General features: G+C 65.1%; 27 protein-coding genes and 4 tRNA genes. 26 read left to right on the top strand and 5 right to left on the bottom strand.

The annotated features are described in order from the left end of the window. Nucleotides 1–96: 96 nt before the first annotated feature. From ABQE93_RS20905 to ABQE93_RS20870, 8 genes are all read left to right on the top strand, one after another. Nucleotides 97–441, top strand: coding sequence for a helix-turn-helix domain-containing protein (locus ABQE93_RS20905; protein WP_448410180.1), 345 nt, complete (start codon nt 97–99; stop codon nt 439–441). A gap of 222 nt (nt 442–663) precedes the next feature. Beyond that, nucleotides 664–1,104 carry a hypothetical protein gene (locus ABQE93_RS20900; protein ID WP_448410178.1) on the top strand — a complete coding sequence of 147 codons (441 nt, stop codon included), beginning with the start codon at nt 664–666 and terminating at the stop codon, nt 1,102–1,104. Further along, the gene (locus tag ABQE93_RS20895) at nt 1,097–1,297 is read left to right on the top strand and encodes a hypothetical protein (RefSeq protein ID WP_448410176.1); all 201 of its coding nucleotides are present in this window, start codon (nt 1,097–1,099) and stop codon (nt 1,295–1,297) included. Before ABQE93_RS20900 ends, ABQE93_RS20895 begins: the two co-directional genes overlap by 8 nt. A gap of 269 nt (nt 1,298–1,566) precedes the next feature. Then, a complete protein-coding gene (locus ABQE93_RS20890; protein ID WP_448410174.1) occupies nt 1,567–1,914 on the top strand; it encodes a hypothetical protein in 348 nt (115 codons plus the stop codon). 1 nt (nt 1,915) lies between these two features. Further along, nucleotides 1,916–2,212 carry an HNH endonuclease gene (locus ABQE93_RS20885; protein ID WP_448410172.1) on the top strand — a complete coding sequence of 99 codons (297 nt, stop codon included), beginning with the start codon at nt 1,916–1,918 and terminating at the stop codon, nt 2,210–2,212. Nucleotides 2,213–2,481: 269 nt separating this feature from the next. Next, a complete protein-coding gene (locus ABQE93_RS20880) occupies nt 2,482–2,820 on the top strand; it encodes an HK97 gp10 family phage protein (RefSeq protein ID WP_448410170.1) in 339 nt (112 codons plus the stop codon). After that, nucleotides 2,821–6,501 (top strand): transglycosylase family protein, encoded by a 3,681-nt coding sequence (locus tag ABQE93_RS20875; RefSeq protein ID WP_448410168.1) that lies wholly within the window; start codon nt 2,821–2,823, stop codon nt 6,499–6,501. A 185-nt stretch (nt 6,502–6,686) separates the two neighbouring features. After that, nucleotides 6,687–6,932: a hypothetical protein gene (locus tag ABQE93_RS20870; RefSeq protein WP_448410166.1), complete on the top strand. Its 246-nt coding sequence runs from the start codon at nt 6,687–6,689 to the stop codon at nt 6,930–6,932. Between the two features lie 2 nt (nt 6,933–6,934). Here the strand turns inward: ABQE93_RS20870 and ABQE93_RS20865 are convergent. Beyond that, nucleotides 6,935–7,009, bottom strand: a tRNA-Val gene (locus tag ABQE93_RS20865). 301 nt (nt 7,010–7,310) lie between these two features. On the opposite strand from ABQE93_RS20865, the gene ABQE93_RS20860 reads away from it, so the two are divergent. From ABQE93_RS20860 to ABQE93_RS20825, 8 genes are all read left to right on the top strand, one after another. Beyond that, nucleotides 7,311–7,383: transfer RNA gene (locus ABQE93_RS20860), tRNA-Gly, on the top strand. Nucleotides 7,384–7,411: 28 nt separating this feature from the next. Continuing rightward, nucleotides 7,412–7,482: transfer RNA gene (locus ABQE93_RS20855), tRNA-Cys, on the top strand. Nucleotides 7,483–7,496: 14 nt separating this feature from the next. Further along, nucleotides 7,497–7,571 (top strand) — tRNA-Val (locus ABQE93_RS20850). 435 nt (nt 7,572–8,006) lie between these two features. After that, nucleotides 8,007–9,260, top strand: coding sequence for a hypothetical protein (locus ABQE93_RS20845; protein ID WP_448410164.1), 1,254 nt, complete (start codon nt 8,007–8,009; stop codon nt 9,258–9,260). Continuing rightward, nucleotides 9,260–10,426, top strand: a complete 1,167-nt coding sequence (locus ABQE93_RS20840) for an SNIPE associated domain-containing protein (RefSeq protein WP_448410163.1) — start codon at nt 9,260–9,262, stop codon at nt 10,424–10,426. The genes ABQE93_RS20845 and ABQE93_RS20840 overlap by 1 nt, the downstream gene beginning before the upstream one ends. 103 nt (nt 10,427–10,529) lie before the next feature. Further along, nucleotides 10,530–11,594 carry an 8-oxoguanine DNA glycosylase OGG fold protein gene (locus ABQE93_RS20835; protein ID WP_448410162.1) on the top strand — a complete coding sequence of 355 codons (1,065 nt, stop codon included), beginning with the start codon at nt 10,530–10,532 and terminating at the stop codon, nt 11,592–11,594. Between the two features lie 214 nt (nt 11,595–11,808). Then, a complete protein-coding gene (locus ABQE93_RS20830) occupies nt 11,809–12,609 on the top strand; it encodes a hypothetical protein (protein WP_448410160.1) in 801 nt (266 codons plus the stop codon). A gap of 172 nt (nt 12,610–12,781) precedes the next feature. After that, on the top strand, nt 12,782–12,976 hold the full coding sequence (locus ABQE93_RS20825; RefSeq protein ID WP_448412454.1) for an excalibur calcium-binding domain-containing protein: 195 nt from the start codon (nt 12,782–12,784) through the stop codon (nt 12,974–12,976). A 67-nt stretch (nt 12,977–13,043) separates the two neighbouring features. On the opposite strand, the gene ABQE93_RS20820 is transcribed toward ABQE93_RS20825, so the two are convergent. Then, entirely contained in the window at nt 13,044–13,790 is a 747-nt protein-coding gene (locus ABQE93_RS20820; protein ID WP_448410157.1) for an alpha/beta fold hydrolase, read from the bottom strand. 260 nt (nt 13,791–14,050) lie between these two features. Between ABQE93_RS20820 and ABQE93_RS20815 the strand changes: the two genes are divergently transcribed. Continuing rightward, nucleotides 14,051–15,424 (top strand): cytochrome P450, encoded by a 1,374-nt coding sequence (locus tag ABQE93_RS20815; protein WP_448410155.1) that lies wholly within the window; start codon nt 14,051–14,053, stop codon nt 15,422–15,424. A 53-nt stretch (nt 15,425–15,477) separates the two neighbouring features. On the opposite strand, the gene ABQE93_RS20810 is transcribed toward ABQE93_RS20815, so the two are convergent. After that, the gene (locus ABQE93_RS20810) at nt 15,478–15,747 is read right to left on the bottom strand and encodes a WGxxGxxG family protein (protein ID WP_448410154.1); all 270 of its coding nucleotides are present in this window, start codon (nt 15,745–15,747) and stop codon (nt 15,478–15,480) included. A gap of 288 nt (nt 15,748–16,035) precedes the next feature. Here ABQE93_RS20810 and ABQE93_RS20805 point away from each other — a divergent pair, with 288 nt between their 5' ends. The 3 genes from ABQE93_RS20805 to ABQE93_RS20795 all read left to right on the top strand — a co-directional run bounded on the left by ABQE93_RS20805 (nt 16,036) and on the right by ABQE93_RS20795 (nt 17,686). Further along, nucleotides 16,036–16,749: a thermonuclease family protein gene (locus ABQE93_RS20805; protein ID WP_448410153.1), complete on the top strand. Its 714-nt coding sequence runs from the start codon at nt 16,036–16,038 to the stop codon at nt 16,747–16,749. 47 nt (nt 16,750–16,796) lie between these two features. After that, a complete protein-coding gene (locus ABQE93_RS20800; RefSeq protein WP_448410152.1) occupies nt 16,797–17,180 on the top strand; it encodes a hypothetical protein in 384 nt (127 codons plus the stop codon). A gap of 83 nt (nt 17,181–17,263) precedes the next feature. Then, a complete protein-coding gene (locus ABQE93_RS20795) occupies nt 17,264–17,686 on the top strand; it encodes a hypothetical protein (protein ID WP_448410150.1) in 423 nt (140 codons plus the stop codon). Between the two features lie 3 nt (nt 17,687–17,689). Here the strand turns inward: ABQE93_RS20795 and ABQE93_RS20790 are convergent, their stop codons facing one another. Beyond that, entirely contained in the window at nt 17,690–18,046 is a 357-nt protein-coding gene (locus tag ABQE93_RS20790) for a helix-turn-helix transcriptional regulator (RefSeq protein ID WP_448410149.1), read from the bottom strand. 113 nt (nt 18,047–18,159) lie between these two features. Between ABQE93_RS20790 and ABQE93_RS20785 the strand changes: the two genes are divergently transcribed. From ABQE93_RS20785 to ABQE93_RS20775, 3 genes are all read left to right on the top strand, one after another. After that, nucleotides 18,160–18,876, top strand: coding sequence for a Clp protease N-terminal domain-containing protein (locus ABQE93_RS20785; RefSeq protein WP_448410146.1), 717 nt, complete (start codon nt 18,160–18,162; stop codon nt 18,874–18,876). A 61-nt stretch (nt 18,877–18,937) separates the two neighbouring features. Further along, the gene (locus ABQE93_RS20780) at nt 18,938–19,432 is read left to right on the top strand and encodes a hypothetical protein (RefSeq protein ID WP_448410145.1); all 495 of its coding nucleotides are present in this window, start codon (nt 18,938–18,940) and stop codon (nt 19,430–19,432) included. A 3-nt stretch (nt 19,433–19,435) separates the two neighbouring features. Beyond that, the gene (locus ABQE93_RS20775) at nt 19,436–20,005 is read left to right on the top strand and encodes a GNAT family N-acetyltransferase (RefSeq protein WP_448410143.1); all 570 of its coding nucleotides are present in this window, start codon (nt 19,436–19,438) and stop codon (nt 20,003–20,005) included. 28 nt (nt 20,006–20,033) lie between these two features. On the opposite strand, the gene zapE is transcribed toward ABQE93_RS20775, so the two are convergent. Then, on the bottom strand, nt 20,034–21,050 hold the full coding sequence (gene zapE / locus ABQE93_RS20770; protein WP_448410141.1) for a cell division protein ZapE: 1,017 nt from the start codon (nt 21,048–21,050) through the stop codon (nt 20,034–20,036). Nucleotides 21,051–21,084: 34 nt separating this feature from the next. Here zapE and ABQE93_RS20765 point away from each other — a divergent pair, with 34 nt between their 5' ends. Genes ABQE93_RS20765 through aftC form a run of 3 tightly spaced genes read left to right on the top strand, consistent with a single transcriptional unit; the run spans nt 21,085 to nt 24,749 of the window. Continuing rightward, nucleotides 21,085–21,858, top strand: coding sequence for a pyrimidine reductase family protein (locus ABQE93_RS20765; RefSeq protein WP_448410140.1), 774 nt, complete (start codon nt 21,085–21,087; stop codon nt 21,856–21,858). A 26-nt stretch (nt 21,859–21,884) separates the two neighbouring features. Then, a complete protein-coding gene (locus ABQE93_RS20760) occupies nt 21,885–23,450 on the top strand; it encodes an alpha/beta hydrolase (RefSeq protein WP_448410139.1) in 1,566 nt (521 codons plus the stop codon). 12 nt (nt 23,451–23,462) lie between these two features. Beyond that, a complete protein-coding gene (gene aftC / locus ABQE93_RS20755) occupies nt 23,463–24,749 on the top strand; it encodes an arabinofuranan 3-O-arabinosyltransferase (RefSeq protein ID WP_448410137.1) in 1,287 nt (428 codons plus the stop codon). The last annotated feature ends 18 nt before the right edge of the window (nt 24,750–24,767 follow it).

Genomic DNA, 24,767 nt, shown 5'->3' with positions numbered 1-24,767 from the left:
ACTTCTGAAGAGCAAACGCGGCAGCGCCAACCGTAGGCCGCCCGAACAGTGGCCCGCTGCCGACCGCCGACGCCGGATCGACCCAACCATGCGCGGATGGCCGGTTTCGTCCGTCAGCGTGGCGCTGGGGGCCGGGAATCGGGGGCTGTGGTGAATGCCGCCGCCCATTGCGCGCGGATCGCGCTCGACGCGTACGACAAGCTCGGCAAGCCGATGCCGCCGGAACTACTGGCGTGGGTGGACGAACAGCTTGGCGGCGGTGGTTCCGACCCCGGTACCGAAACGTTGCTGAGCGCCGCCGAAGTCGCCACGCTGTTGGGTATCAGCCCGCGCGCTGTTCGCAAGGCAGCGGCGAAGCTGGGGGGCCGCAAGGCCGGTTCTCAGTGGGTGTTCGAACGGAAGGCGGTGGACAGCTATGGACGTACCCGTCGCGGCCAGTGACACCGCGATCAGGCACCGCCGTCTGGCGGCGAACGGTCGCTGCGGCGGGCACGCGCGGTGCGCGCACTGTCGGCGGCGTGACGCGATCTTGAACGAGTACCAGCGGACGTGTCCGGTCTGCGGTGTTTCCGCCCGCTATGCGGAAACGTTGGATCGCTGGATACATCTGGACGGGTCAGCCAACCGGGATTGCTGGGTCGAAATGACGAAAGGTACAGTGCAATGGGCGATTTGATCCGTCTTCACGAACTCGTCGCCGAAGGATTCGGCAGCAGCGTCGATGATCTGGCGCGGCAACTGGCCGGTCAGGTCGAACTCGACACCATCGGGTTCCGCTGTGTCACCGGTGATCTGGCTGCCGAAATGTTCGCCGCACGTGAACAACAGTGGGCCGTCGAGCGTGAACGCGAGCGCCAACGGCTGGAAGACGAAAAGGCCAAGGCTGCCGAGGCGAAGGCGCAGGCTGCCGCGCGGCGGGCTGCGCTGAAGGCGCGGGCCGACCGTCAGCGCGCGCTCGTTGACCGTGGCCTGAGCGCAGCGGACGTGATGCTCGCCGACGCCGAACAAGTCGACGGCGACATGGAGGTCCGCAGCTACCGCGACAAGGCCGCGAACTTTGAAGGCGGCGAAAGGTTCCGGCGCGAGGCACACGGCGATGCGTGACCGGCGGGTGGAATTCTACGACGCGACCGCCAAGGCGCGCCGTGATCGACGGCTACACAGCCAGTGGGCAGCCGACCGGGCGCTGCTGGAACGCCGGGTGCGCGACCAGCTGGCGCGTGAAACCCGCGCCGCCGTCACGCGTTCGCCGCAACGTGGCCGGTTCGTCGGCAGGCCGATAGACGATGATGAATGACCAAAGAACGTGTGGGCCGTGCCTTTCTCGTGTCGCTGGCGGCGGGTGCGGACCGTGCGCCGCCGAGGGTGAAGGAAGCACCCTGGTACAGGCGGCAGCACCGGGCCGAGCCGGGTTCTCTTCGGTTTCCCCGGCTCGGCCCGTCCACCATCGGGTGCGACAAAATGTCGCACCCGCCAACAGCATCAAATTCGTCATGCATGACGAATTTTGCCCGAGGGTGCTTCCAAGATGGCGATTGCCCGCGCCAACAGGTTTCGAGGTGAATCATGCTTGACCCACTAGGATCGCAGGTAGTCGAGTTCGTCAAGGTCACCGCTGGCGCTACACGTGACCGGGTCAACGTGCCCACACCGGACGAGAGCGTGACGGCGGTGGGAGGCTGTGTCTTTCGCACGTTGTCAGCCACGCAGACAACGGACTTGACCACCGTCGTCGCCGTGCGCGTCAGGTGCACCGTGCGGCCCGATCTGCCGGTGACGCTGACGATGACGTCCAACGACTACCTGCAATACGAGGGTAAAAGGTACCGGGTTTCCGGTGGGTCTCAGATCAACCGAGATTTCGAGGGGAACATCGACCACGTTGTCGTTGAGGCGATTGGGCAGGTGGCGTGAGATGGCAATGCAACCGGAACACCGCAAGCTCTACGGCTCGGCACGGTGGAAGAAGCTGCGCTTCCAGGTGCTCACCGAAGACGGTCCGCTGTGCCGCCTGCGCTTGCCCGGCTGCACCGGCGTAGCCGACACCGTTGATCACGTTGTGCCGGTTCGTGATTGGGCCGAGGGGATGTTTGTTCGGAGTAACTGCCGACCAAGTTGCAAGCACTGTAACGCTAGTCGCGGCGGTCGCCAAGACGGGCTGGACACCCGGCCCCGTCCTGCGGCCTTGAAGTTCTTCGACGTGGAAGACTGAGGTGCCACCATGATTCCAGCAAACACTGGCCCGTTGTCAGCAAACGGTATGAGCGTCGGCGGTCCGGAACGGATATTAGGGTCAATCGGAACGGATATTAGGGCGGTCGGGCGCGACGCTGCTTTTTGGCTGGTCAGAGGGCCGTTCCACCCCCGCCAGACCGATCTATCTATCGCGAAAAACGGCGAAAACAGAAAAACGAAGAAATCTGGTCCCCGCCCGTCGATTCCAGCAAACCAGCAAACTCGGACAGCAAAGGCGGTGAACTGATGGCACGGGTACGCGTGAAGCAGAACCGTCAGCAGATCGAGAACCTGTTGGCCGACAAGCTACGCGACGAGGGCAGGCCCGCCATCGCCGCCGCGAACCGCGAGCTGGCCGAGGACGCCCGCCGCTACTGGCGGGCGGTCGCCCCGGTCGATGAGGGCGATTACCGCGACAGTATCCACGTGCGTCCCCGCCACGACCACAACCGGCTACCGGCGACCAAGGTGGTGGCCACCGACTGGAAGTCGAGCTTCATAGAGTTCGGCACCGGTGGCGAGTCGCCGACGCCGGAGTTCGCGCCGCGCGGTCAGACCCAGATTCACTTTGGAGGCGGGCTGTAAATGGCAAGTGAGAAGCCCGGCAACAACATTGAGCTGAATGTACTCACCGACCTTGAGCGTCGTGCCCTGCGCCGCACCGCGAAAGACCTTAAGCAGACGTTCGACCGCACCGGGGTCGACATCGCGCGCGACTACGAACGCAACGTCATTGACACGGTGTCGAAGGGAAACCGTTCGGTAGCAGACGATCTGGCGCGCCAGCGCAAAGATGACCTGGCCGCGATCAGGGTGCTCACCCGCACCGAGCAGGACCGGGTCAAGGACCGGCTGGACGGCTTACGCGACATCGAGGCGAAGCGCCAGCGGGATCACAACGCCGAACTTCGCCGCATCGAGGCGGAGCGCCGTGCCCGAATCCGATTCCAACAGCAGCAGATTCGCTTTGCCCAGCAGCAGGCCGACCGTGCTGAGCGGTTGCGGGTCAAGCGTGACCGGGACCGGCTGGGCCGCAACGGTGCTGGCGCGGTGGGCGGGCTGGCCGGTTTGGGGCGTGACTTGAGCGGTCTGGGTAGGGCTGTTGGGCCTGCCGGGATCGCGGCGCTGGTGCCGTTAGCCACCGGTTTGACCGGTGCCCTCAGCACTCTGTCGGGAGTGATCGGCGTGTTCCCCGGAGTTACCGCTGCCGCCGGTGCCGGGATCGGTTCACTTGCGTTGGGCCTCAGTGGATTTGGTGACGCGATCGAAGACATTCGCGATCCGGAGAAGTTCGCCGAGGCCATTAAGCGGTTGTCGCCTGCCGCGCAGGCTGCCGCGATGAGCGTCAGAAACCTTGTGCCCGAGTTCGACCGGCTGCGACTGTCGACGCAACAAGCACTCTTCGCGGGTGTGGGGCCGCTCATCAGCGAGCTTGCCAACACGCTCTTGCCGACCATTCAGGCCACGACGACCGGGATCGCCAACGCGCTCAACAACATGTTCGGTCAGTTCGCTATGCAGCTACAGACGCCGAAAACCCTGGCAGCACTGGATGAGATCGGGCACAATTTGGTGGCGACGTTCGACGCGTTGGGGCCGGCCGTCGCCCCGTTCACCGACGCCATAGTCGAGATAGCCCGCGTATCAACGGGTTTCCTGCCGCAGCTGGCGCAGGGGCTGGCCAACGCCGCGCAGGAGTTCGGCCAGTGGATCAACGACATCAGCGCCAGCGGCGAACTGGAACAATGGATTTCGCGTGGGATCACAGCGGTCGGTCAACTGTGGGACATCACAAAGGATTTAGCGAGCACGTTCCTGGCGCTGGCACCGGTCGGCGAAAAAATCATGCCGATGATCGTGGACGCTGCCGACACGCTCGCGAACGTCATGCCGACGATAGCCAATGTGGTCAGCGACATTTCGCCGTTCTTCACCATCTGGGGGCCGGTGATGGAGAAGGTCGCCAACGCCACCGAACGCACCGCACCGGCCATGGAATCAATCGCCAACGCGGTGGCGACGATAGCGAGCCTGTCGCCGCAGCTGCGGGCGCTGGAAGCGCTCGGCAACCTGTTGCCCGGCGGCGGCAGCGACCCGCGCGGCGGGCGGTCGATCCCCAAGACACCCGGTGCCCCCGGCGTCGGCGGCGCTTTGGGCCAAAGCAGCATCGACCGGCCACCGCTGGGCTTGCCGCCCGGTTTCACCATGCCGCCGTCGTTTTCGTCGTCGTCGGCGGGCGATGCGGTCGCCAAAGAAATGACCCGCGCACCGTTCGTGGACCCGTCACGGTTCGCGGCGTCGTCTCCGCTCAGCAGTGATCCCGATGTGGCACGGGCACTTCGCGCGCTGGAAGAGGCGCGGCTGCGCGAAATCAACCTGAAAGCGGTGGGTAACGCCGACCAGCTCGAATTGTTAAGGGCCAGAAACAGTGTCCTCGACGCCGAGCAGCGGGTCCGCGACGCCGAGCAACGGGCCATCGAAGAGCACATCTCCGCGATGGAGAAGAGCCTTCCGAAGCTGAGGACACTGGCCGACAGCCTCGGACAGGTGGGCGCGGCGCTGGACCGAGACCTGGGATTCTCCAAGGGATTACCGGGCTTAGCCGACAACCTGGTGCGCTTTTTGGCCAGCCTGGCGTTCGCGCCCGCCGTGGGCGCACTGAGTGCCGCGCAGGTCAACGCCGGATACAAGCCGGGTAGCGCCGGTAGCGGCATCTTCGGAATGCTGGCTGGCACAGGTGCGCTCGGAGCCGCCCACATGGTGACGCCGTCAGCCATGGGTCCAACACCCTTGGGCGGCAACGTGGGTTCGCCGATAGGCCCGGTCGACTTCTCGTCGGTGGGTATGCCGTCGATCCTCAACGACACCGGCAGTGTGGCGTCCGGCCCGCAGTCGCGGATGGCCGCTGCGTTGATCCAGAAGTTCTGGGGCGACCAGATTCGCGGGAAGATCGGCGGTAGCCGAGATAACAACACCGCCAAGGGAACTCACGACGCCGGGCTGTCCATCGACATTCCCATCGGTCCAGACCAGATGGCGGTGGGCGACGAGATCAACAGCTTTCTTCAAGCCAACGCCGGACCCCTCGGGCTGAAGTACACCATCTGGCGTAACCAGGGTAAGTATCCCGGCGGTGGCGGGTTCCCCGCCAAAGGTCACATGAACCACATCGACGCCCATTTCAACGGCCAGCCGGGGACCGGGCCGATGTCGATGTCGGCTGCGTTCTCTTCGGGCGCGACGCCGGTGTTCGTCACCAACTGGCCGGGCGGCGCAGGCGGTTTCGGCGGTCCCGCGTTCACGCCTTCGGGGCAGGGCACCTCCGGTGCGAACTGGGACGCCATCGCGGGCGCGGAGTCCAGTGGCGACTGGGCAGCCAACACCGGTAACGGGTTCTTCGGCGGTTTGCAGTTCAAGCAGTCGACGTGGGATGCGTTCAAGCCGCACGGCGCACCGGCGCGCGCCGATCTGGCCACCAAAGCCCAGCAGATCGCCGCAGCCGAGAACGTGTTGCGGGGACAAGGCCCGAAGGCGTGGCCCGCCACGTTCCAGGCCCATCCCGAATGGTTCACCGGCGGCGGCGGTTCGACGCTGCCCGGCGCGGGGATGCCGACCGGGCTGCCGTCACCGGCGCTCGGGCAACCTGGGGGGCCGACGACACCCGGTCTGGGTGTGCCGAGCTTCGCCACCGGCCAAGGCACCGGGCCGCTGCCGGGGCCACCGCCGGTGCAGGGCCACACGCCGGGCCAGGGTGGCTGGCAGACCAGCGGCGGCGGGTTCGCGGGCCTGGGCGGGCTGCCCATGGGCGCGATCCAAGGCGCGATCAGCGCCGCCGGTACCGCCGGTGCGCCGTTCGGCGGTCAGGCCGCAGCTGCGGCGGCGCAGATGGTGGTGCAGCTGCTCAACCGCACGGCGGCGTTCGCCGGTCAAAGCGCGGGCATCTTGGCTCAGGGTGCCATCGACACGATCACGCCGGGCGGTTCGCAGATGGCCGACTTGAGCAACAACCTGCTGATGCGGATTGCGGGCGGGTTCGCCGGGTCGCGGCCATCCATTCCGGTGTCGGCGGGCCAGCAGGAGGCGCCGATGCCGAACAGCCACGGCGGCGACCCGGCGCAGTCTCAGGCTCAGCCGCAGAGTCCGCAGGGCCAGCAGGGCAACACGTTCAACCAGAGCTTTGTGTTCCCGAACGCGTCCACCGACGAACAGGTTGCGCGTGACGTCAAGCGCCAGACCAACGCGTACGGGGCCGGGCAGCCGCGATGACCAAGGGTCGCCGCAACTGGAAGGCGGTCGGCCAGCGGGTGCGGTGCCGGTTCTGCGGCAGCGACTATCCGACCGACAAGTGCCCGTGCCCGGCGGCGCGTCTCCGGTATCCGGAACAAGATTCCGAAAACCGGAAATGAAAAGCGTTGTGGACCAACGGCTTTCGGGCGCGTAGTCTGCCAGCTATGACGAACATCACGATCACCCGCCGATCACCCAACGCCAGCATCGACGTCGCGGAGTTCATCGGCGACAACACCGCCATCGGGGCCGACGCCGAGCACCTGGTGCGCATCACCGGACTCGACCCCACCGACTACCTGACGCCCGCCGAGGCGACCGCGCTTGCCGAGGCTCTGCGGACGGTGGCTACGGGAGAAGTTCTACGGGATAACACCGGCATAACACCGGATTCTGAAAACACCCTCTGACCTGGTGGTCCCGACTGGGATCGAACCAGTGACCTTCCGCGTGTGAGGCGGACGCTCTCCCGCTGAGCTACGAGACCGGGATGCTCGACTCTACGGCCGAACGACGTCGAAGACTAGCACGTTCGAGGCTACCGACCCGAATTGGCGGAGCTGTTTTGATGGCGGGTATTCGGGGTGGATTCTGCAGCGCTCGGGCGCCGGCGCGACGATCGGGGATGGCGGTACGGGGCAGCGTTTCTCGGCTCGGCGCGACGTAGAACGGCTAGGCTGGTGGATGACCCGAGTGCCGACGCGACGACGGCATCTCGGGATTTGTGCAGGTACGCTTGCGTCGACTAAGGTCGTGCTTCGCGACGGGCGACGTGTCGTTCGTGGCGCGCGGATGTAGCGCAGTTGGTAGCGCATCACCTTGCCAAGGTGAGGGTCGCGGGTTCGAATCCCGTCATCCGCTCGAAGGTGCAGTGGCATCAAAGCCCAGCGGTGGAGTGGCCGAGTGGTGAGGCAACGGCCTGCAAAGCCGTGCACACGGGTTCGATTCCCGTCTCCACCTCAATGTAGGTTCTGGCGCGATTAGCTCAGCGGGAGAGCGCTTCCCTGACACGGAAGAGGTCACTGGTTCAATCCCAGTATCGCGCACCAGCGTTTGTGCAGTTCAGCTGCGCTACAGCTCACACATCCTCATCGAACTCCGTACAGTCGCAGTCGGCGTGTCCGCAGTTGCTCAGGTTCCCGCCGTTATCCGTGTCCGAGTGGAAGCCCTGCGGGTGGGTCGGTACACGCAAGCGTGGCTCGCGCAGCATGATGCTTGAGGGGTTTGACGTCCATCCTGTCGCTGTCGTTGTGGTAGCGCCCAAAAGGGCTGTGTTTCGGCGTCTGGATATCCTTAATCGCTCGGGTAGCACACGTCGTGGCGCGCGATTCAGCCTGATGCTTCACCGTCAGCAATCATGCTGCCTCGATGAGGGCGGCTCAAGATTTGTGTCGCCACGCCGCCCGTCCGCATAACCCACTAGACGCTCGGTGCAGGCCTAAACACGCCACTATCATGCACCGTTCGCCGATAACATCCGATTTGTGGGGACACGGCGTGGGTTTTTTGCGGAACTTCAACATCAGCAGCGATTGGCTGAGCAGCGGCAACGTCGCGAACACGCCGCCGCTGTCCAGGCCTATAACCGAGCCATTCGTGAGCAAGAGCGGGCACAACGCGCGTATGAGCGTGAGGTCGCCGCGGCCGAGCGCCGTCAGGCGCGCCTTACTGCAGAATCAATACGCGCGGAGAAGGCGCTGAAGGCGGCGACCGCTGAAGTAAAGACCGCGGAGGCTGTCGATGTACTCGAACAAATCGATTCCATCCTCGCCGCCACGCTTGAGGTCGATGACTACGTTGACATCGACTCCCTCAAGCAGGTCGCTGTCCATCCTCCTTTCCCCCGAGAAGACCTGAAGAAGACGCTTCCGCCACCCAGACTGGAATCACCGCCGCCTGAACCGACGTTCGTCGCCCCCCCGGCGCCCACTGGTCTGTCCAAGCTGTTCAAGAGCGGGAGGCATGCAGAACTGCACGCCCAGGCCCACGCCGCATGGACTGAAGAACACCGGCGGTGGGCGCACTATGTGCAGGAGGTGTTACCGACCAAGAATGCGGAGCTCGTAGAAAAACACGCGGCCGCTGATGAGCGCCGCGCGGAACAACTCGCCGCGGCTGTTGCCCAATATGAAACAGAGTGCGCAGAGCGGGAGCGCGAAGTAGCAGAGGCAAACGAGAAGCTTGAAGCCTTGAAGACAGCGCTCGCTGCAAGCGATCCAGAAGCAATCAACGAATACGTTGGGCTTGTCCTGAGCAACTCTGCATACCCTCAGGCGTTCGACGTCGGCTACGAGTGGGAATTCGACGCTGAACTGAAAGAACTGGACATTATGGTCGACGTCCTCCCGCCGTCGGAAGCACCGGCAGTGAAGGCGTACAAGTATGTTGCATCATCTGATGAAACACGCGAGATACCCTGCAGCCAAAAGGAACAGAGGGAGCGGTATAACGGTGCTGTTGCCGCGGTAGCGATTCGCACGTTTCATGAAGTGTTCGAGAGCGATCGCGACGGGCGTATTCAAACCGTTTCGTTGAAGGTCGTAACAGAAACGCTAAATCCCGCAACCGGGCTGCCCGAAACCTTCCCATTGATCGCGGCCGCGGCGGACCGCGAGGAATTTTCGCAATTCGATTTGCGGAACGTAGATCCAGCGCAAACACTGGCGCACATGCGCTCTCAGGTATCCAAGAATGCCTTCGCGCTTAAGCCGATCAGCACTGCTCGCGGGATTCGGTGATGGTTCAGCCCGAGTTCAGCAATGGGTCAATGGCGGATCCCGGGCCCGCTGGCCTGTCGTTGCGGGAGCAATTCGAAGATGCGCTAGCCGAAATCGAGGCCTTGAAGCGCGATGTAGAAGCGATGCATGACATCGGTATCTATAATTATCGGCATCCGTTAGAGAACGCCGTCGAGTATCAGGACGCACTCGCCTCGATCAAAGCCGACGTCAAGGCGTTCATCACAGACGGCCGCGCGATCGAAGCATCAACACGCTTCACGTTCGACAACTCACTTGCCAAAGGGCGCAAAATGACTGCCGACCTTTCAAAGCTGATGCTGCGAGCGTACAACGCTGAAGCGGAGAACTGTCTCCGCTACGTTAAGGCCGGCAACCTCCGCGCTGCGGAGAAACGCCTGGCCGGTGCCGCAGCATCCATTGCGCGATATGCGTCGATGATGGAGATGCACATAAACCCTGAATATCACGCACTTCGACTGCGAGAGCTTGAGCTGACTGCTGACTATCAGATGAAGGTCCAAGAAGAGCGCGAGGCCGCGCGGGAGGAGCGTGCCCGCCTCCGGGAGGAAGAGAAAGCTCAGCGGGAACTGAAAGCCGAGCGCGACCGTCTTGAGAAGGAGCGGACGCATTACATGAACGTCCTGCAAGCCTTAGCAGGAGACGAAAACGAAGATGAGCGAACAGAACTGGCCGACAAGATAGCGACGATCGACCAGAGCATCGCCGCGAATGACTATCGCGCCGCGAACATACGGGCGGGCTACGTCTACGTTATAAGCAACCTCGGATCGTTCGGGCCGAAAATTGTGAAAATCGGAATGACGAGACGACTTGAGCCGTTCGAGCGCGTGCGTGAGCTCGGTGACGCATCAGTGCCTTTTGGGTTCGACGTGCACGCCCTGTTCTTCTCAGAAGACGCGGTCGGTGTTGAAACGAAACTCCATCAACGCTTCTCACACAACCGGGTCAATAGGGTAAATCTACGGCGTGAGTACTTTTACGCCACACCGGCCGAGGTCAAGAACGCATTGGTCGAAATAGCTGGCAACCTACTCGAATTCACCGAATCAGCCGAGGCCGAGCAGTATCACGCCAGCGAGTCGATGCGGGCAGCAGAGAAGGCTGCCCACAGGACAGCTACGTCTTCGGAACCAAACGGCTAGCTCGATGATGGTTCGCGAAACCGCCGGGCGCCGAGCAGCCGACGTGCGCGGCGGTTCAGACGCGTGCAACCGAGCACGCACGTGCGGAATGGAGGCCGTCTAGGTGACCGACCACAAGCTTGTACGCGACTTGATTCCCGACATCATCCGCAAGTCAGGCCGGCATGTCGAATCTCGTTACTTGGTAGGCAGCGCACTAGAGGTTGCTCTATTGGCGAAGCTGCAAGAAGAGACAGCCGAAGCCGCTGCCGCAGTTGGTAATCGCGCGGCTGTGACCGAGAAACTTGCCGACGTAAACGAAGTTGTGTCAGCGCTAATGAAGTATCACGAAATCGGCCATGAAGAGCTCGCGTTGGCTGCACAGCAAAAGGCCGCGCAGCGAGGCGGTTTCGAGAAGGGGATATGTCTTGTAAGTAAGGTCCCGGAGTCGGTCCGCCGGTACCGAGCACATGACGTTGATGCCCAGCGCGTCAAGTGGAAACCAAGTCGATGGCTAGCGACTTTTGCGAGGCACCAGGGCGCCTTTAATGATCTGAGTGCGCATTCCGAGGCTACGGGCGGCATCGCTCGCGGTTTTATCCACGGTCGAGCACACGGCGACCCGGTTGAGCTGTTCCTTATGGCCATGGCGTGGGGATTCGGCCCTAATGGTTACGGCCCAACACGCACCAACGCCGTGCTGGCGCAGGACGGTGCCGCAGACAAGATCGCAGCAATCGTGGAGGCGACCCGCAGTGACGGGGCGGCCGCCGGCTGGCGAACGCTGCTCCGCACTCACAAGATCAGAGGGCTGAACATGTCCTTTGGCACCAAGCTGCTCTACTTTGCCGGGTTTACCACGGCCCATCGGCCCCGCCCCTTAGTGCTTGATGAACGTGTCCGTGCGGCGCTGCACATCGTCGCGCCGGGAACCGTCCCGTCGAAAGGGACTGTGCGCGAGACCGATTACATGCGCTATCTCACCTTGGCAGAGAGTTGGGTGACGGATCCGCTCTGGGAGCAGACGCCGGACACCGTCGAATACGCGCTCTTTGCCCTTGGTTCCCACCGACGCGTCCAGTTGGAGAGTGCTAATCATCAGGGTCGTCCAATTAGTGAGTCCCTGCTGGCAGGTGTGTTCGTCAACACCAGTGGTCCGGAGCTAGCATGGCCACAACACTGCTATTAAGTTCGGTGTGATTCGGATCGACATCGAGGATCGCACATGAGGGAGTCGTCCATCGTCGGACATGCTCGACGATGGCTTCTGCGACTACGCCTCGAATCGTCGGCGGCCCCATGCGCACAGACACGTGCGACGCCAACGATGCTTTCCGCTCTGGTCTCAATGGCCATGCTGCACCAATCTGCGTGCGGTGTAGTTCGACTAGAAAAGCCCAGAAATGAGTAGCAAAGATTCCGACGACATCGCTAAGGCTATCGTCGCTGTGATCATCTTCATCTTCGTACTCATCGCGTTGATTCCGAAAGAGATTTGGATCGCGCTCGGCGTGATCGCGGGGGGCGCGGCGATTATTGGTTTTGTCACCTGGGCATTAGCTGCAAATGACAGGCGCCTCGCAGCGAAAGAGGCACGAGAACGCGCGGAGCGGGCAGCCCGAGCAGCAGCCGCCAAACGCGAACGCGAAGAAAAAGCCCGTCGGGAGAAGCGACAGCGCATCGAGTCGCTGGGCGCGGAAAATGCCGCGCTGGTGGAATCTGCACTCGCTGCTATAAAACAGGTCGGTGCATCCGAAGCCGCTCGCACCGGATGGCTCGGCGATATCGACTTCACCGCCGACATCCAACAAATAACTGACAACTTCCAGAAAGCACACGCCCTTCGCAAAGTTGCTGACAAGTTGTCCGCTCTGGATAAGCCCGGCGCTGACGATCGTAGGATCCTCGCAGACGCAAAGACCACCATCGCCACCCTGGAACTAGCTGGGGTCGAACGCGTTGAGCTACTTGGGAAGTGCGCAACGGAGGCGCGCCTGATCGACAAATCGCTGCACGATGAGCGTAGGGACGCTAAAACCGCCGAACAACGGGCGGAGCTGCACGCGAAGTTGAGCGGCTTGCTTTATGGAATCGAAGCAGCGCCGAACGCCACGACAGCGGATTCAGCTGCAGACAAAGTGATGGCGCGAGTTCAGGCTTACCGAGAAATCAAGAATCAAATTCAGCAAGCACGAGAGTACTAACACCGACTGGCAAGCATGCTCCTGGCCTTACCTCGTCGCGAAGCCTCACGGACCTAGCCGTTGCTGAGGACTCTGTCCTAATCATAGGGAAACCCCGGATTCCTTCGAGACCGGCACGCCCTACCTTTGGATGAAGTCACGTTCTACCAGTTCAAGATCGTTTGGAGTAAAGATGTTTCGTGCGTTCTTCGCCGCCGGGTTGCTTGCCGCTGCTGTCGCGGTTGGGTTTGCGCCAGGCGCCGGTGCAGAGCCCTACGCCAACTGCTCTGCAGCCGCTGAAGACGGCGCCTACAACATCCCGTCTGACTCTGACTTCTACGGACCGCATCTCGACCGGGACGACGACGGCGTGGGCTGCGAAAGGTAGCCGCCCCGGCCAGCGGACTGAACGGCGCTGTTCAGCTCGCGCCCACACCGGCATCACGACGTACGCGCTAGCCGAGTGACTCCCAGAAACGTGTGAGAACCGCGGCGCCGCGGGCCGGATCCTGCACCATCCACCAGTGGCCCAACCCCTCGAGCACTTCGGTGCGGGCTCCCGCTCGATCCGCCGCCCAGCGCCGGTTGTCGTCTGAGCCGATGTACGGGTCTTCAGTGGCTAACAGCGAAAGGCCGGGTTTTGCCGCCGCGTTCTCCAGGTCGCGACCGGCCTCGGCCATCGCGGGTTGACGAGCCGAGCGATAGAGCCGCAGGATCGCTTGACCCATCTCCGGACCCTGAGCCGGGGCGATCTTCAGCGCGATATCCATAGGTATGCCGAGTGCGGCCATCCGTTCGGCTCTGTCTTGGTCAGTGCCGCCGAGCAACTCGTCCACGAGCTTCTCGCCCTCGACGGGCGTCTGCCACACCTGGGCCAGGTCGTGCCACACGTAGTCGGGGTCGAACAGCCCGACGACGTCGCTCGCCCAGCTGCGCACCAGCTCCGGTCGATGCATCACCACGTTGACCACATGGCCACCGCCCCAATCATGTCCGACTAGGTCGACCGGCTCGCCAATGCGCGACAACTCCTCTTCGAGCCAGTCACGGTAGGCAAGGTAGGTCGCCGAGAAGCCGGCGGGTAACGGCGCACCGAAACCAGGCGGCGACAGACACACAACATCCTCGCGTCCCATGGCCTCGATGAGCGGGCCCCAGATCGCCTCGGTTTCTGGATTACCGTGTACCAGAACGACAGTCATAAGCGTCATCCTTGCACGCCCACTGGGTGCGTACGCGTTTGGCCGTCGCAGGCGTTCGCTCCGTCGCGAGGAACCAACGAACCGCGACCGCGCCCGCTGCTGATCACGCCAAACACCGTCACCGTATTGCGTAAAGCCGCAGCTCAATCGGTATCTGACCAGGGCCGAAGAAGGTCGAGTAGTCGACTACGCTAGGCCCACCGCATCCGCGGCAGCACCCTCGACCAGGCCACTACTCGCATGCATCGAGGGAGCCGACCATGGTCGAAATCGTCGAACGAGCCGATCTGCGCACACTACCCCTGGCACCAAAGAACCCCCTGCCCTACCGGCAACAGCTGAAGGCCGTCAGGACGTTTCACAGCGGAATGGAGACGTTGCGTGACGCGGGCGGACCGGTGACACGAGTCAATCTGGCGCCTAAGTGGCTTATGCCGACGGTAGTCGTCGTCACCTCGGCCCAAGGTGCCCGCGACGTTCTCGGCCGAGGTGGCGGACACCTCGAAAAGACGCGTGTGCATTCAGAAATGCGCCACGTGCTCGGCCCGAATCTCTTTGACCTCACCCATGAGCCGTGGCTACCGCGTCGACGCGCATTACAGCCGATCTTCACCAAACAGCACGTCCGTGCGTTCGCCGGACACATGGCCGAAGCCGCGCAGACTGTCGCCGACAGCTGGGTCGACGGCACCGAGGTGAACCTCGATATCGAATGCCGCAAGCTGACGCTGCGGGCGCTGGGCCGCTCAGTGCTCGGGGTCGATCTGGATACGCACTCGCAGGCGATCGCTGACTCGCTGCAAGTGGCGCTCGAATACATTGCGGATCGGGCGGTTCGGCCATTCAACGCCCCGCGTTGGCTGCCGACCCGTGCACGCCAACGGGCACGCGCCGCCAGCACCACACTGCACGAGCTCGCCGACGACATCCTTCAGGCGTGCCGCGCCGATCCGACCCGCGACGCACCACTGGTGCACGCGCTGATCGCAGCCCGCGATCCCGTCACCGGGCAAGCACTGTCCGACAACGAGATCCGTGACGAACTCATCGTCTTCATGTTGGCCGGCCATGACACCACCGCCACCACGCTGACCTACGCCATCTGGGCGCTGGGCCGCCACCCCGACATGCAGGACAAGGTGCGCGCCGAAGCTCTCGCGCTGGGCGAACGCGCACTGACAACCGACGACGTACCCGCCCTTGGCTACACCGTTCAGGTGCTACACGAAGCGTTGCGGCTGTGCCCGCCGGGTGCGGCGACCGCCCGAATGGCCATGCAGGACATCGGAGTCGACGGCTATCGCGTCGAGGCCGGCACCATGGTCGTGGTGGGCATCTACGCCCTGCACCGCGATCCCGCGCTGTGGCAGCACCCGTTGGAGTTCGACCCCGACCGCTTCAGCCCGCGGAACTCCAAGGTCCGCGACCGCTGGCAGTACCTGCCTTTCGGGGCGGGACCGCGCTCCTGCATCGGCGACCACTTCGCCATGCTCGAAGCCACCCTCGCGCTCGCCACCATCATTCGGGGCACCGAAATCCGCTCCGTGAGCCCGGATTTCCCGATCGTCACCCCGTTCACCACGGTCGCCGCGGAACCGATCTGCGCCACCGTCCGCGCGAGAACTGACAGTTGAAAAACAAAGAGTTCCCCGCCGCTCCGGCGGGGAACTCTTCGTCAAGCGAATGCTTAAGCGCGCGGGTTGTTGACCGTGCCGCCGCCACGGGTGGCGGGGTAGTCGGCATCCTTGCGCCGCTTGAGACCGATCAGACCGGCCAGGCCCAGCAGACCCAACAGTCCCCACAGGCCGTTGTCGCCGCTGTCGTCGTCGTCCTGGGTCTGCTGCGCGACCGTGGTGGTGGTCGTCGCCGGCGCTTCGTACGTCGTCGCAGTCGCGACACCGGCTCCGCCGAACAGCAGAGTCAACGTGGTGGCTCCAACAACTAATGGCTTCTTCATTTCTTATCTCCTCGGTGTGATATCCCGGCTCGTCGCCAGGCGCTGCAGACCAGGTTTCTCTAGTCGGGGCTGACGTCCGGGCTCTCCGGGCTGACTCATCCTGCGAGCCTGCTTGTTGCCCCTAGGCCGGGCAGCGAAACCACTTCGCCGTGCTAAGCGACTTCGTGATGCCCTATCGGCGCTGTTCAGCACCTAGCGTGACATGCATCACACCCGGTTATGTCCGGCGCTGACACTCCTTTGCCGCTGTTGGCCACCAATCTTCGAAACCCTGGCTAGCTTGGCCTCATGGGCACCGTGATCTACCGCCTCGCCGCCGTCATCGCCGCGGCGGCGATGACGCTCTTGACCCCGCCACCGCCGGCCATCCACGCCGAACCCGTCGACGCCACCGCTGTCGTGCTGCGCGTCGTCGACGGCGACACCATCGACATCCGCGACGAGGTTCGCGGCCGTCTGCGCGTCCGCATCCTCGGCATCGACACCCCGGAAACCAAGAAGCCCAACTCCCCCGTCGAGTGCTGGGGGCCAGAAGCCACCGAGTTCGCCAGGTCGACCATGCTCGGCCAGCGTGTCGCGCTGGTGACCGACCCGACCCAGGACCGCACCGACCGCTACGGCCGCACCCTGGCCTACCTCGTGCGCGCCGACGGCTTCGACTACGCCGTCGAGGCCGCCCGCGCCGGCACCGCGCGCAGCTACGTCTACGGCGGCCGGCCCGTCAGCCGCCACGACGCGATCGTCGCCGCCGAACGCGAAGCCCGCGACGCCCACCGCGGCCTGTGGGGCCCGCCCTGCAACGGCGCCACCTCCCCGGCCGACACCGCGCCCGCCGCCGCACCGCCGCAGTCGTTCTACGAACCGCCGTCGTCGTCGGGCTCGGTCTACTACCCCAATTGCGCCGCGGCGCGCGCGGCCGGCGCGGCACCCATCCTCGCCGGCCAGCCCGGCTACCGTTCCGGCCTCGACGGCGACAACGACGGCGTCGCGTGTGAACGCTGACACGCCCGCCAACCCGGCTGCAGCGCCCGATCCAGTAGGTTGAGCCCATGCGCCTGACCGCGGCATTTTTCGCCAATCGCGTCGAGGTCGTCGACGGCATGCTCAACCTCGAAGGCGGCTTCTGGGCGAGCACCACTGTCGCGCCCAACGCCACCGCATTCCAGTGCGACGTCGTGGTGCTCTGCGACGTCGACGCCGACAATATCGGCGAAAGCTTTTCGCTGATCATCGACGCCGACGGGCCCAACGAACAACGTCTGCAGTCGCACAGGTCGGACTTCACCGTCGAGGCGCCGATGAAGTTCATGTGCATGCCCTCGCTGGTGTTGCCCATCGTTCCCGGCGGCGGCTACCACACGTACCGGTTCCGGATCGACGGACGACACGAGCGCATCGACGTCCCGCTGACGGTCCGTCAAGCGCGGCCGTGACAACCGACAAAGCACCCGTCGAACGCGCTCTCACCTACTAGTCTCTGTCTAGATCAACCGGGCGGAACAACGTAAGGGTGGAGATGATTCGCGAATTCCTCGCCGCCGTGGCGGTCGCCGGCCTGGCCGTCACCACGGCTCCCGCCGCATCCGCCGACGACGACCTGATGTATCACGACAGCCCAGGCCGCTACGCCTCCGACGTCCCGGGCATGAGCTACGACGCCCACCTGGCCGGGCCCTGCACCAACATGGAGCGCTTCACGTTCGGCCGCGGCCCCGGCGGCGAGGTGCTGCAATGCCGCTGGATCGAAAACCAGTGGCCGCCGGTCTACACCGGGTTCTGGGTGGCCGCCTACCAGCTCTACGGCGTCCAGGAAATCGGCTCACCGTGTCCGAAGCCGCAGTCCGCCGCCCAGGCGCCCGACGGGCGTCCCCTGCTGTGCCGGGGCCCCGAAGGTTGGCAACCCGGCTTCTTCACCCGCGCCGGGTTCTTCCCGAGATAACGCTCAGGCTTCCCGCAGCGTCCGACTCGGCGGCTGCCCGAACGTCTGCTTGTAGAGGCTGCTGAACCGACCCGCGTGAGCGAATCCCCACCGGCCGGCGATGGCCATCACCGTGTCGACGGACGGGTCGGCGTTGCGCAACTCGCGGTGCGCGCGGCAAAGCCTCACGCGGCGTAGGTATTCCAACGGCGTGGTGTCCATGTGGCGCCGGAAGGTGTACTGCACCGAGCGCGGGGTGACGTTGACGGCGGCGGCAATATCGTTGAGTGTGATGTCATGGTCGGCGTTCTCGTGAATGAAGCTGATCGCGCGTCGGAGCAGCGCCGACTGCGTGCTCGGACCTTTAACCCTGTTTCCCATAACGGCGCGTCGAATACCCACCACGGCGCGAGCAAAACGACTCCGCGTTTTCGCAGGACGTAGCCGTCAACCTCAAGTTGACGAAGGCGGTGGCGTCAACCTAGAGTTGACGCATGACGCAGCCGGCCAAGATCCGCAACCCCGTCCGCCTCGACGACCTCATCGACGTCATCAAAGAGGTGCACAGCGAGCCCCTCGACCAACTCACCGACGCCGTGCTGGCCGCCGAAGCCCTCGGCGATATCGCCGACCACCTGATCGGCCACTTCGTCGACCAGGCCCGCAGGTCAGGGGCCTCCTGGACCGACATCGGCAAGTGCATGGGCGTCACCAAGCAGGCCGCCCAGAAGCGCTTCGTGCCCAAGGCCGACGCGCTGGACCCCAACGACGGCTTCAACCGGTTCACCCCGCGAGCGCGCAACGTCATGGTGGTCGCGCAGAACAAGGCGCAGGAGGCCGGCAACACCGAGATCACTCCCGGCCACCTGTTGCTCGGCCTGTTCGCCGACCCCGAAGGCCTGGCGGTCAAGCTGCTCGCCGGCCAAGGAGTGAACGCCGATACCGTCAACCAGGCCGTCGAACTTCCGCCGCGCACCGAGGAGGGTGACGTGCCCGCGCTCACCCCGTTCAACAGTGCCGCCAAGAAGGCGCTCGAACTGACCTTCCGCCAAGCACTTCGGTTGGGGCACAACTATATTGGCACCGAGCACATCCTGCTGGCGCTGTTGGAAGCCGAGGACGGCGACGGCGTCCTGCACGGTCTGGGCGTCGACCGTGACCGCTTCGAGGCCGACCTCGCCGCCGCGCTGGACCAGTTCGCCCAAGGCTGACGCACCGCCCGCACCGGAGAAGCGGCTGTAACACGTTTCAGTTTGTGCAATCATTTCCGCCATGCGTCGCTGGTTCGTGGTCCTCATCGCAGCACTGTCGGCTGCCGCCGCCGTCGTGGCGGCCCCCGCCTCCGCCGCGACGACGCCTATCGGGCGGATCGGCGAGACGCTGCGGGTGGACTTCAAGGGCCTGGTCGCCGATATCACCGTGCACAGCATCGCGCCCTCACCGGTTCCGCCCGGCTTCGGCTATCCGCCGCGCCCGCCGCGCCACGAGGTCTGGCGCGGCCAGATCAGCGTGCACCCCATCGCAGTGCCCACGCCCTACGCCCAGGCCATCACCTACCAGTTCCGCGGCGTCACGCCGACGGGTGACGCCTACGAACCGCGCAACACCGACGCGCCGGATTCGTTGCAGCGCGCATTGAACAACGCGCCCGCGGGATCGACGGTCAGCGGCGGCGTGTGGTGGGACTGCTACCGCGACCTGATCTCCAACGTGGTGCTCATCGACAGGGTCACCGGTCAGCACCTGGCGCAGTGGAACGTGTCCTGACGATTGGGTATTGACGTCGCGGCGGCTACCGAAGCCGATCTTGTCGACCTCGCCGACGTGGCGGCCCGGACGTTTCCGCTGGCCTGTCCCCCGTCGGCGTCACCGCAGGACATCGCCGCGTTCATCGCCGAGAACCTCTCGCAGAGTCGGTTCGGCGAATACCTGGCTGATCCCGATCGCGACGTGCTGGTGGCACGGGTGGATGGCCGAATCCTGGGCTATGCCATGCTGATTCGCGGTGTGCCCGACAACGATGACGTGCAGCGCGCGGTCACGCGGCGTCCCGCCGTCGAGGTGTCGAAGATGTACGTGCTGGCCGACAGCCACGGTGCGGGCGTCTCCGCGGCGCTGATGACCGCCGCATTGGACACCGCCGCCGAACACGGTGCCGCCTGCGTGTGGCTCGGCGTCAACCAGCAAAACCAACGCGCGCAGCGGTTTTACGCCAAACACGGGTTCAGTGTCCGCGGCACCAAGACGTTTCAGCTGGGCAGCGACGTCGAGGACGACTACGTGATGGTGCGCCTGCTCCAACGCCGCCGAGTGTGGGGTTGTTGCACACCTGGAGCGTGAACAGCGTGTGGGTAACCCACGTTCGGCATCACAGAGCGCGGGATAGCGCCAGCAGCCGTGACGTCGCGCGCAGATACTTCTTGCGGAAGCCGCCGGCGAGCATGTCGTCGCTGAAGATGGTGTCGAGCTTGGCGCCCGAGGCGACCACCGGAACGCCGGCGTCGTAGAGCCGGTCGGTCAACGACACCAGCCGCAGCGCGACGTTCTGGTCGTCGATCGGATGCACCCCGGTGATGAACACCGCGGCCACATCCTCGATCAGCGCCAGATAGCGCGACGGGTGCATGGTGGCCAGATGCGCGCACAGCGCGTCGAACTCATCGAGCGTCGCACCGGGAACCTGCGCGGCCTGCCGTGCCACCTCGTCGTCGGTGAGCGGCTCAGGCGCGGGCGGCAGACCGCGGTGCCGGTAGTCGGGCCCGTCGATACGCACGGTGTCGAAAATTGCTGCGAGCGTGTTGATCTCGCGCAGGAAGTCCTGGGCGGCGAACCGGCCCTCACCGAGTTGCTCGGGCAGGGTGTTGGAGGTGGCCGCCACCGAGACCCCGCGTTCGACGAGCGCCGACAGCAGCCGCGAGATCAGCGTGGTGTTGCCCGGGTCGTCCAGCTCGAACTCGTCGATGCACACCACCACGTAGTCGGCCAGCAGGTCGATACATTCGCTGAACCCGAAAACCCCTGCCAATTGCGTCAATTCGCCGAACGTGGCGAACGCCTTCGGTCCGGGCACCCGGTAGTACGACGACGCCAGCAGGTGCGTTTTGCCGACGCCGAACCCGCCGTCGAGATAGAGCCCGACCCCGGACAGCACCTCGCGACGGCCGAACATCTTCTTCTTGCCGGCCCGCCGCTCGACGGCCTGCGCGCAGAACCTCAGACACGACTGCACGGCCTGGGCCTGCGACGGCTCGGCCGGATCCGGCAGGTAGGTGTCGAAGCTGACGTCGGCGAAGGTGGGCGGCGGGGTGAGTTGGGCGATCAGCCGCTCCGGGGTGACGTCGGGGTGCCGGTCGACCAGATGTCGCAGACCGCTGGACCCGTGCATGCAGGCACCCTATCGGCGTGCTTCGATCGTGTTCATGTCCGATACCGCCGCCGGGATGCAATTCAGCGTCCTCGGACCCACCGACAGCGTCGATGACGGCCGCGTATCCGAGTTCTACGCCTACCCCGACGGCCTGCAGCGCCCCTGGGTGCGCGCCAACATGATCGCCAGCGTCGACGGCGGCGCCACCGCCGACGGCAAGGCCGGCGGGATGGCCGAGGCCGGCGACCGGGCGCTGTTCCGGCTGATGCGCTACGCGGCCGACGTCATCGTCGTCGGCGCGGCCACGGTGCGCGTCGAAAACTACTCCGGCGCGCAGGTGCCCGTCGCGCACCGCAGCGCCCGTCAGCGCCGCGGCCAGGCCGAGGTGCCCCCGATCGCCGTCGTCACCCAATCCGGGAACCTCGACCCCGATGCCCGCTTCTTCACCCACACCGAAACCCGACCGGTGATCCTCACCTGCACCGACTCCTTCGGCGAGACCCACGACAGGCTCAACGGCGTCGCCGACGTCGTCGACGCCTCGGGCAGCCAAGCCGACCGCGTCGACGCCACGATGCTGCTGAAGATCCTTGCCGAGCGGGGGCTGTACCGGGTGCTCAGCGAAGGCGGGCCGCAGGTGCTGGGCATGTTCATCGAGAACGACCAACTCGACGAGCTGTGCCTGACGGTGGCGCCGCTGCTGCTCGGTGGGCTGGCGCCGCGCATCGCCTCCGGACCCGGCGAGGTGCACACCCGGATGCGTCCCGCGCACCTGCTCAGCGACGACGACGGCTACCTCTACACGCGCTACGTGCGGGCAGATTGAGGCGACCCGTCAGTACTGTGGTCGGCATGCATCGGCGTAAACAGCTGGTCGGGACCCTGAGCCTGGCAACCGTCGCCGCGGTCATCGCCGGTTGTGCCCCCGGACTGGCCGCCAACCCGCGTTTTGCCACCGATTCCGGCGCCGGTCCGCAGGGCCAGCCCGAGACCACCCAGGCGCGACAGGGCCCGCCGCCGATCGCGGCACCGAAAAACGAGTTGGCCTGGCGCGAGTGCACGTCGCGGGTGTTCAACGACGCCGGCGTCCCGGCCGTCCCGGGCGTCACGCTGGATTGCGCCAGCTACGACGCCGACCTCGACCCGATCAACGGGGCAGCGGGCACGCTGAGCGTCGGGGTGGTGCGGGCCACCGGCGCGGACACCCCCGAGGACGCCGGCCCGCTGGTGATGACGACCGGCTCGAATCTGCCGACGTCGCAACAACTGCCGGTGTGGCTGTCGCGGGCGGGAAGCGATCTGCTCAAGAGCCACCCGATCGTGGCCGTCGACCGACGCGGCATGGGGATGTCGGGCGCGCTGGAGTGCCGCGACCTCTACGACCGCCAACAGATGGCCGATCAGGCCCAGTTCGAGCCCGGCGACGATCCGGTCGCCAACCTGCGCGAGATCACCCAGACGGCCACCACCAACTGCACCGACACCATCGCACCCGGCGACTCGGCCTACTCCAATGCGCATGCCGCCGAAGACCTCGAGCGGTTACGCAGCACCTGGGACGTGCCGACGCTGGCGCTGCTGGGCATCGGCAACGGCGCCCAGGTGGCGTTGGCGTATGCCGGAAGCCATCCCAACAAGGTCGGCCGGCTCGTGCTCGACTCACCCCTGCCGCTCGGTATCGCCGCAGAAGCAGCGATGGAGCAGCGCGTCAAGGGTGAGCAGGCCGCGCTCGACGCGTGGGCGGCGCAATGCGCGGCCGCCAACTGCCCGCTGGGCCCCAACCCGAAGGCCGCCGTCGACGCGCTGCTGGCAGACGCGCGGCAGGGACGCGGACCTGCCGGAGCGTCGGTGGCGGCCGTGACCAACGCGATCTCGACCGCGCTGGGCTACCCGCGCGGCGACCGGGTGGCCGCCGGCAACACGTTGGCCACGGCGGTGGCCGCGGCCCGCGCCGGGGACTTCGGGCCGATGTCGAGCCTGATCACCCGGGCCGAGTCGATGCGCGACACCGACGGGCAGTTCGTCAACGACTGCAGCGATTCGCTGAGCCGGCCCACGCCCGACCGCGTGCGTGAACTGGTCGTCGAGTGGGACAAGCTGTACCCGCAGTTCGGCCGGGTGGGCGCGCTTGCCCTGGTGCAGTGCCTGTCCTGGCCGAGCGGTTCGACCCCGAACGAGCCCCAGAACCTCAAGCTGCCCGTGCTGCTGCTCGGCACCCAGAACGACCCGATCGTCGGCAACGAGGGCGTCGCGGCCGTGGCGGCCACGGTGATCAACGCCGGCTCCCCCAACCGGCGGGTGATGTGGCACGGCATCGGGCACGGCGCGTCGATCTACACACCGTGTGCGCTGCCGCCGGTGATCGGCTACCTCGACACCGGCGAACTGCCCGAGACCGACACGTTCTGCCCGGCCTGACCGCTTGCGCGGATGCTGTCGGTGTACCGTGCGCACGTGCGCGATCTTGTCCTGACCGCCTTCCGACCCCGCACCTCCCCGCCGAGCACGGCCACGGTGTTGCGGTCGATCCTGTGGCCGATAGCGATCATGGCGGTCATCCACCGCAGCTACGTGTTGGCCACCAACGGCTACATCACCGACGACTTCGGTCCGGTGTACCGCGCCATGGTGGCCTTCAAGATGGGCCAGGACATCTACAACGCCCAGTTCGACCACGTCGACCCGCACTACCTGTACCCGCCGGGCGGCACGCTGATCATGGCGCCGTTCGGCTACCTGCCGGTCGAGGCGTCGCGGTACTGGTTCATCTTCTTCAACACGCTGGCGATCGTGCTGGCCGCCTACTTCCTGCTGCGGCTGTTCAAGTTCACGTTGGCCTCGGTGGCCGCGCCCGCGCTGCTGCTGGCGATGTTCTGCACCGAAAGCGTCACCAACACCTTGGTTTTCGGCAACATCAACGGTGTTCTGCTGCTGCTGGAGGTGTTGTTCTTCACCTGGCTGCTCGACGGTAGGCGAAGCCATGAGTGGTGGGCCGGTGTCGCGATCGGGTTGACGCTGGTGGTCAAACCGTTGCTGGCGCCGCTGTTGTTGCTGCCGCTGCTCAACCGTCAGTGGCGGTCGTTGGTGACGGCGTTCGCGGTGCCGTTGGTGTTCAACATCGCGGCGTGGCCGTTGATCAGCGACCCGATGAGCTTCGTCACCCGCACGCTGCCCTACATCCTGTCGACCCGCGACTACTTCAACAGCTCGATCCTGGGCAACGGCGTGTACTACGGCCTGCCGATGTGGCTGATCATGGTGTTGCGTATCGCGTTTGTGGTGTTGGGCGCGGCCAGCCTGTGGCTGCTGTATCGCTACTACCGCACCCGCGACCCGCTGTTCTGGATGCTGACATCCTCTGGCGTGCTGCTCATTACGTCGTGGCTGGTGCTGTCGCTGGGCCAGGGCTACTACTCGATGATGCTGTTCCCGTTCCTGATGACGGTGGTGCTGCCGAACTCGGTGCTGCGCAACTGGCCTGCCTGGCTGGGCATCTACGGCTTCATGACGATGGACCGCTGGCTGTTGGGCCACTGGCCGACGACCGGGCGGGCACTGGAGTACCTGAAAATCACCTACGGCTGGTCGCTGGTGGTGATCGTGGTGTTCTCGGTGCTCTACTTCCGCTATCTGGACGCCAAGGCCGAGGATCGGCTCGACGACGGTATCGATCCGCTGTGGATGAAAGAGGTCCGAGCGGAGCCTGCGCGCGCCTAATCGGTCGCCATCATCGCG

The sequence above is a fragment of the Mycolicibacterium sp. XJ662 genome (assembly GCF_053484035.1).
The sequence above is the reverse complement of the archived record's forward strand: the minus strand, read 5'-3'. Positions and strand labels throughout refer to the sequence as shown.

Coding starts and splice junctions, on each gene's coding strand:
- ABQE93_RS20905 (WP_448410180.1), top strand. CDS start 97: ATGGCCGGTTTCGTCCGTCAGCGTGGCGCTGGGGGCCGGGAATCGGGG.
- ABQE93_RS20900 (WP_448410178.1), top strand. CDS start 664: ATGGGCGATTTGATCCGTCTTCACGAACTCGTCGCCGAAGGATTCGGC.
- ABQE93_RS20895 (WP_448410176.1), top strand. CDS start 1,097: ATGCGTGACCGGCGGGTGGAATTCTACGACGCGACCGCCAAGGCGCGC.
- ABQE93_RS20890 (WP_448410174.1), top strand. CDS start 1,567: ATGCTTGACCCACTAGGATCGCAGGTAGTCGAGTTCGTCAAGGTCACC.
- ABQE93_RS20885 (WP_448410172.1), top strand. CDS start 1,916: ATGGCAATGCAACCGGAACACCGCAAGCTCTACGGCTCGGCACGGTGG.
- ABQE93_RS20880 (WP_448410170.1), top strand. CDS start 2,482: ATGGCACGGGTACGCGTGAAGCAGAACCGTCAGCAGATCGAGAACCTG.
- ABQE93_RS20875 (WP_448410168.1), top strand. CDS start 2,821: ATGGCAAGTGAGAAGCCCGGCAACAACATTGAGCTGAATGTACTCACC.
- ABQE93_RS20870 (WP_448410166.1), top strand. CDS start 6,687: ATGACGAACATCACGATCACCCGCCGATCACCCAACGCCAGCATCGAC.
- ABQE93_RS20840 (WP_448410163.1), top strand. CDS start 9,260: ATGGTTCAGCCCGAGTTCAGCAATGGGTCAATGGCGGATCCCGGGCCC.
- ABQE93_RS20830 (WP_448410160.1), top strand. CDS start 11,809: ATGAGTAGCAAAGATTCCGACGACATCGCTAAGGCTATCGTCGCTGTG.
- ABQE93_RS20825 (WP_448412454.1), top strand. CDS start 12,782: ATGTTTCGTGCGTTCTTCGCCGCCGGGTTGCTTGCCGCTGCTGTCGCG.
- ABQE93_RS20820 (WP_448410157.1), bottom strand. CDS start 13,790: ATGACTGTCGTTCTGGTACACGGTAATCCAGAAACCGAGGCGATCTGG.
- ABQE93_RS20815 (WP_448410155.1), top strand. CDS start 14,051: ATGGTCGAAATCGTCGAACGAGCCGATCTGCGCACACTACCCCTGGCA.
- ABQE93_RS20810 (WP_448410154.1), bottom strand. CDS start 15,747: ATGAAGAAGCCATTAGTTGTTGGAGCCACCACGTTGACTCTGCTGTTC.
- ABQE93_RS20805 (WP_448410153.1), top strand. CDS start 16,036: ATGGGCACCGTGATCTACCGCCTCGCCGCCGTCATCGCCGCGGCGGCG.
- ABQE93_RS20800 (WP_448410152.1), top strand. CDS start 16,797: ATGCGCCTGACCGCGGCATTTTTCGCCAATCGCGTCGAGGTCGTCGAC.
- ABQE93_RS20795 (WP_448410150.1), top strand. CDS start 17,264: ATGATTCGCGAATTCCTCGCCGCCGTGGCGGTCGCCGGCCTGGCCGTC.
- ABQE93_RS20790 (WP_448410149.1), bottom strand. CDS start 18,046: ATGGGAAACAGGGTTAAAGGTCCGAGCACGCAGTCGGCGCTGCTCCGA.
- ABQE93_RS20785 (WP_448410146.1), top strand. CDS start 18,160: ATGACGCAGCCGGCCAAGATCCGCAACCCCGTCCGCCTCGACGACCTC.
- ABQE93_RS20780 (WP_448410145.1), top strand. CDS start 18,938: ATGCGTCGCTGGTTCGTGGTCCTCATCGCAGCACTGTCGGCTGCCGCC.
- zapE (WP_448410141.1), bottom strand. CDS start 21,050: ATGCACGGGTCCAGCGGTCTGCGACATCTGGTCGACCGGCACCCCGAC.
- ABQE93_RS20765 (WP_448410140.1), top strand. CDS start 21,085: ATGTCCGATACCGCCGCCGGGATGCAATTCAGCGTCCTCGGACCCACC.
- ABQE93_RS20760 (WP_448410139.1), top strand. CDS start 21,885: ATGCATCGGCGTAAACAGCTGGTCGGGACCCTGAGCCTGGCAACCGTC.
- aftC (WP_448410137.1), top strand. CDS start 23,463: ATGCTGTCGGTGTACCGTGCGCACGTGCGCGATCTTGTCCTGACCGCC.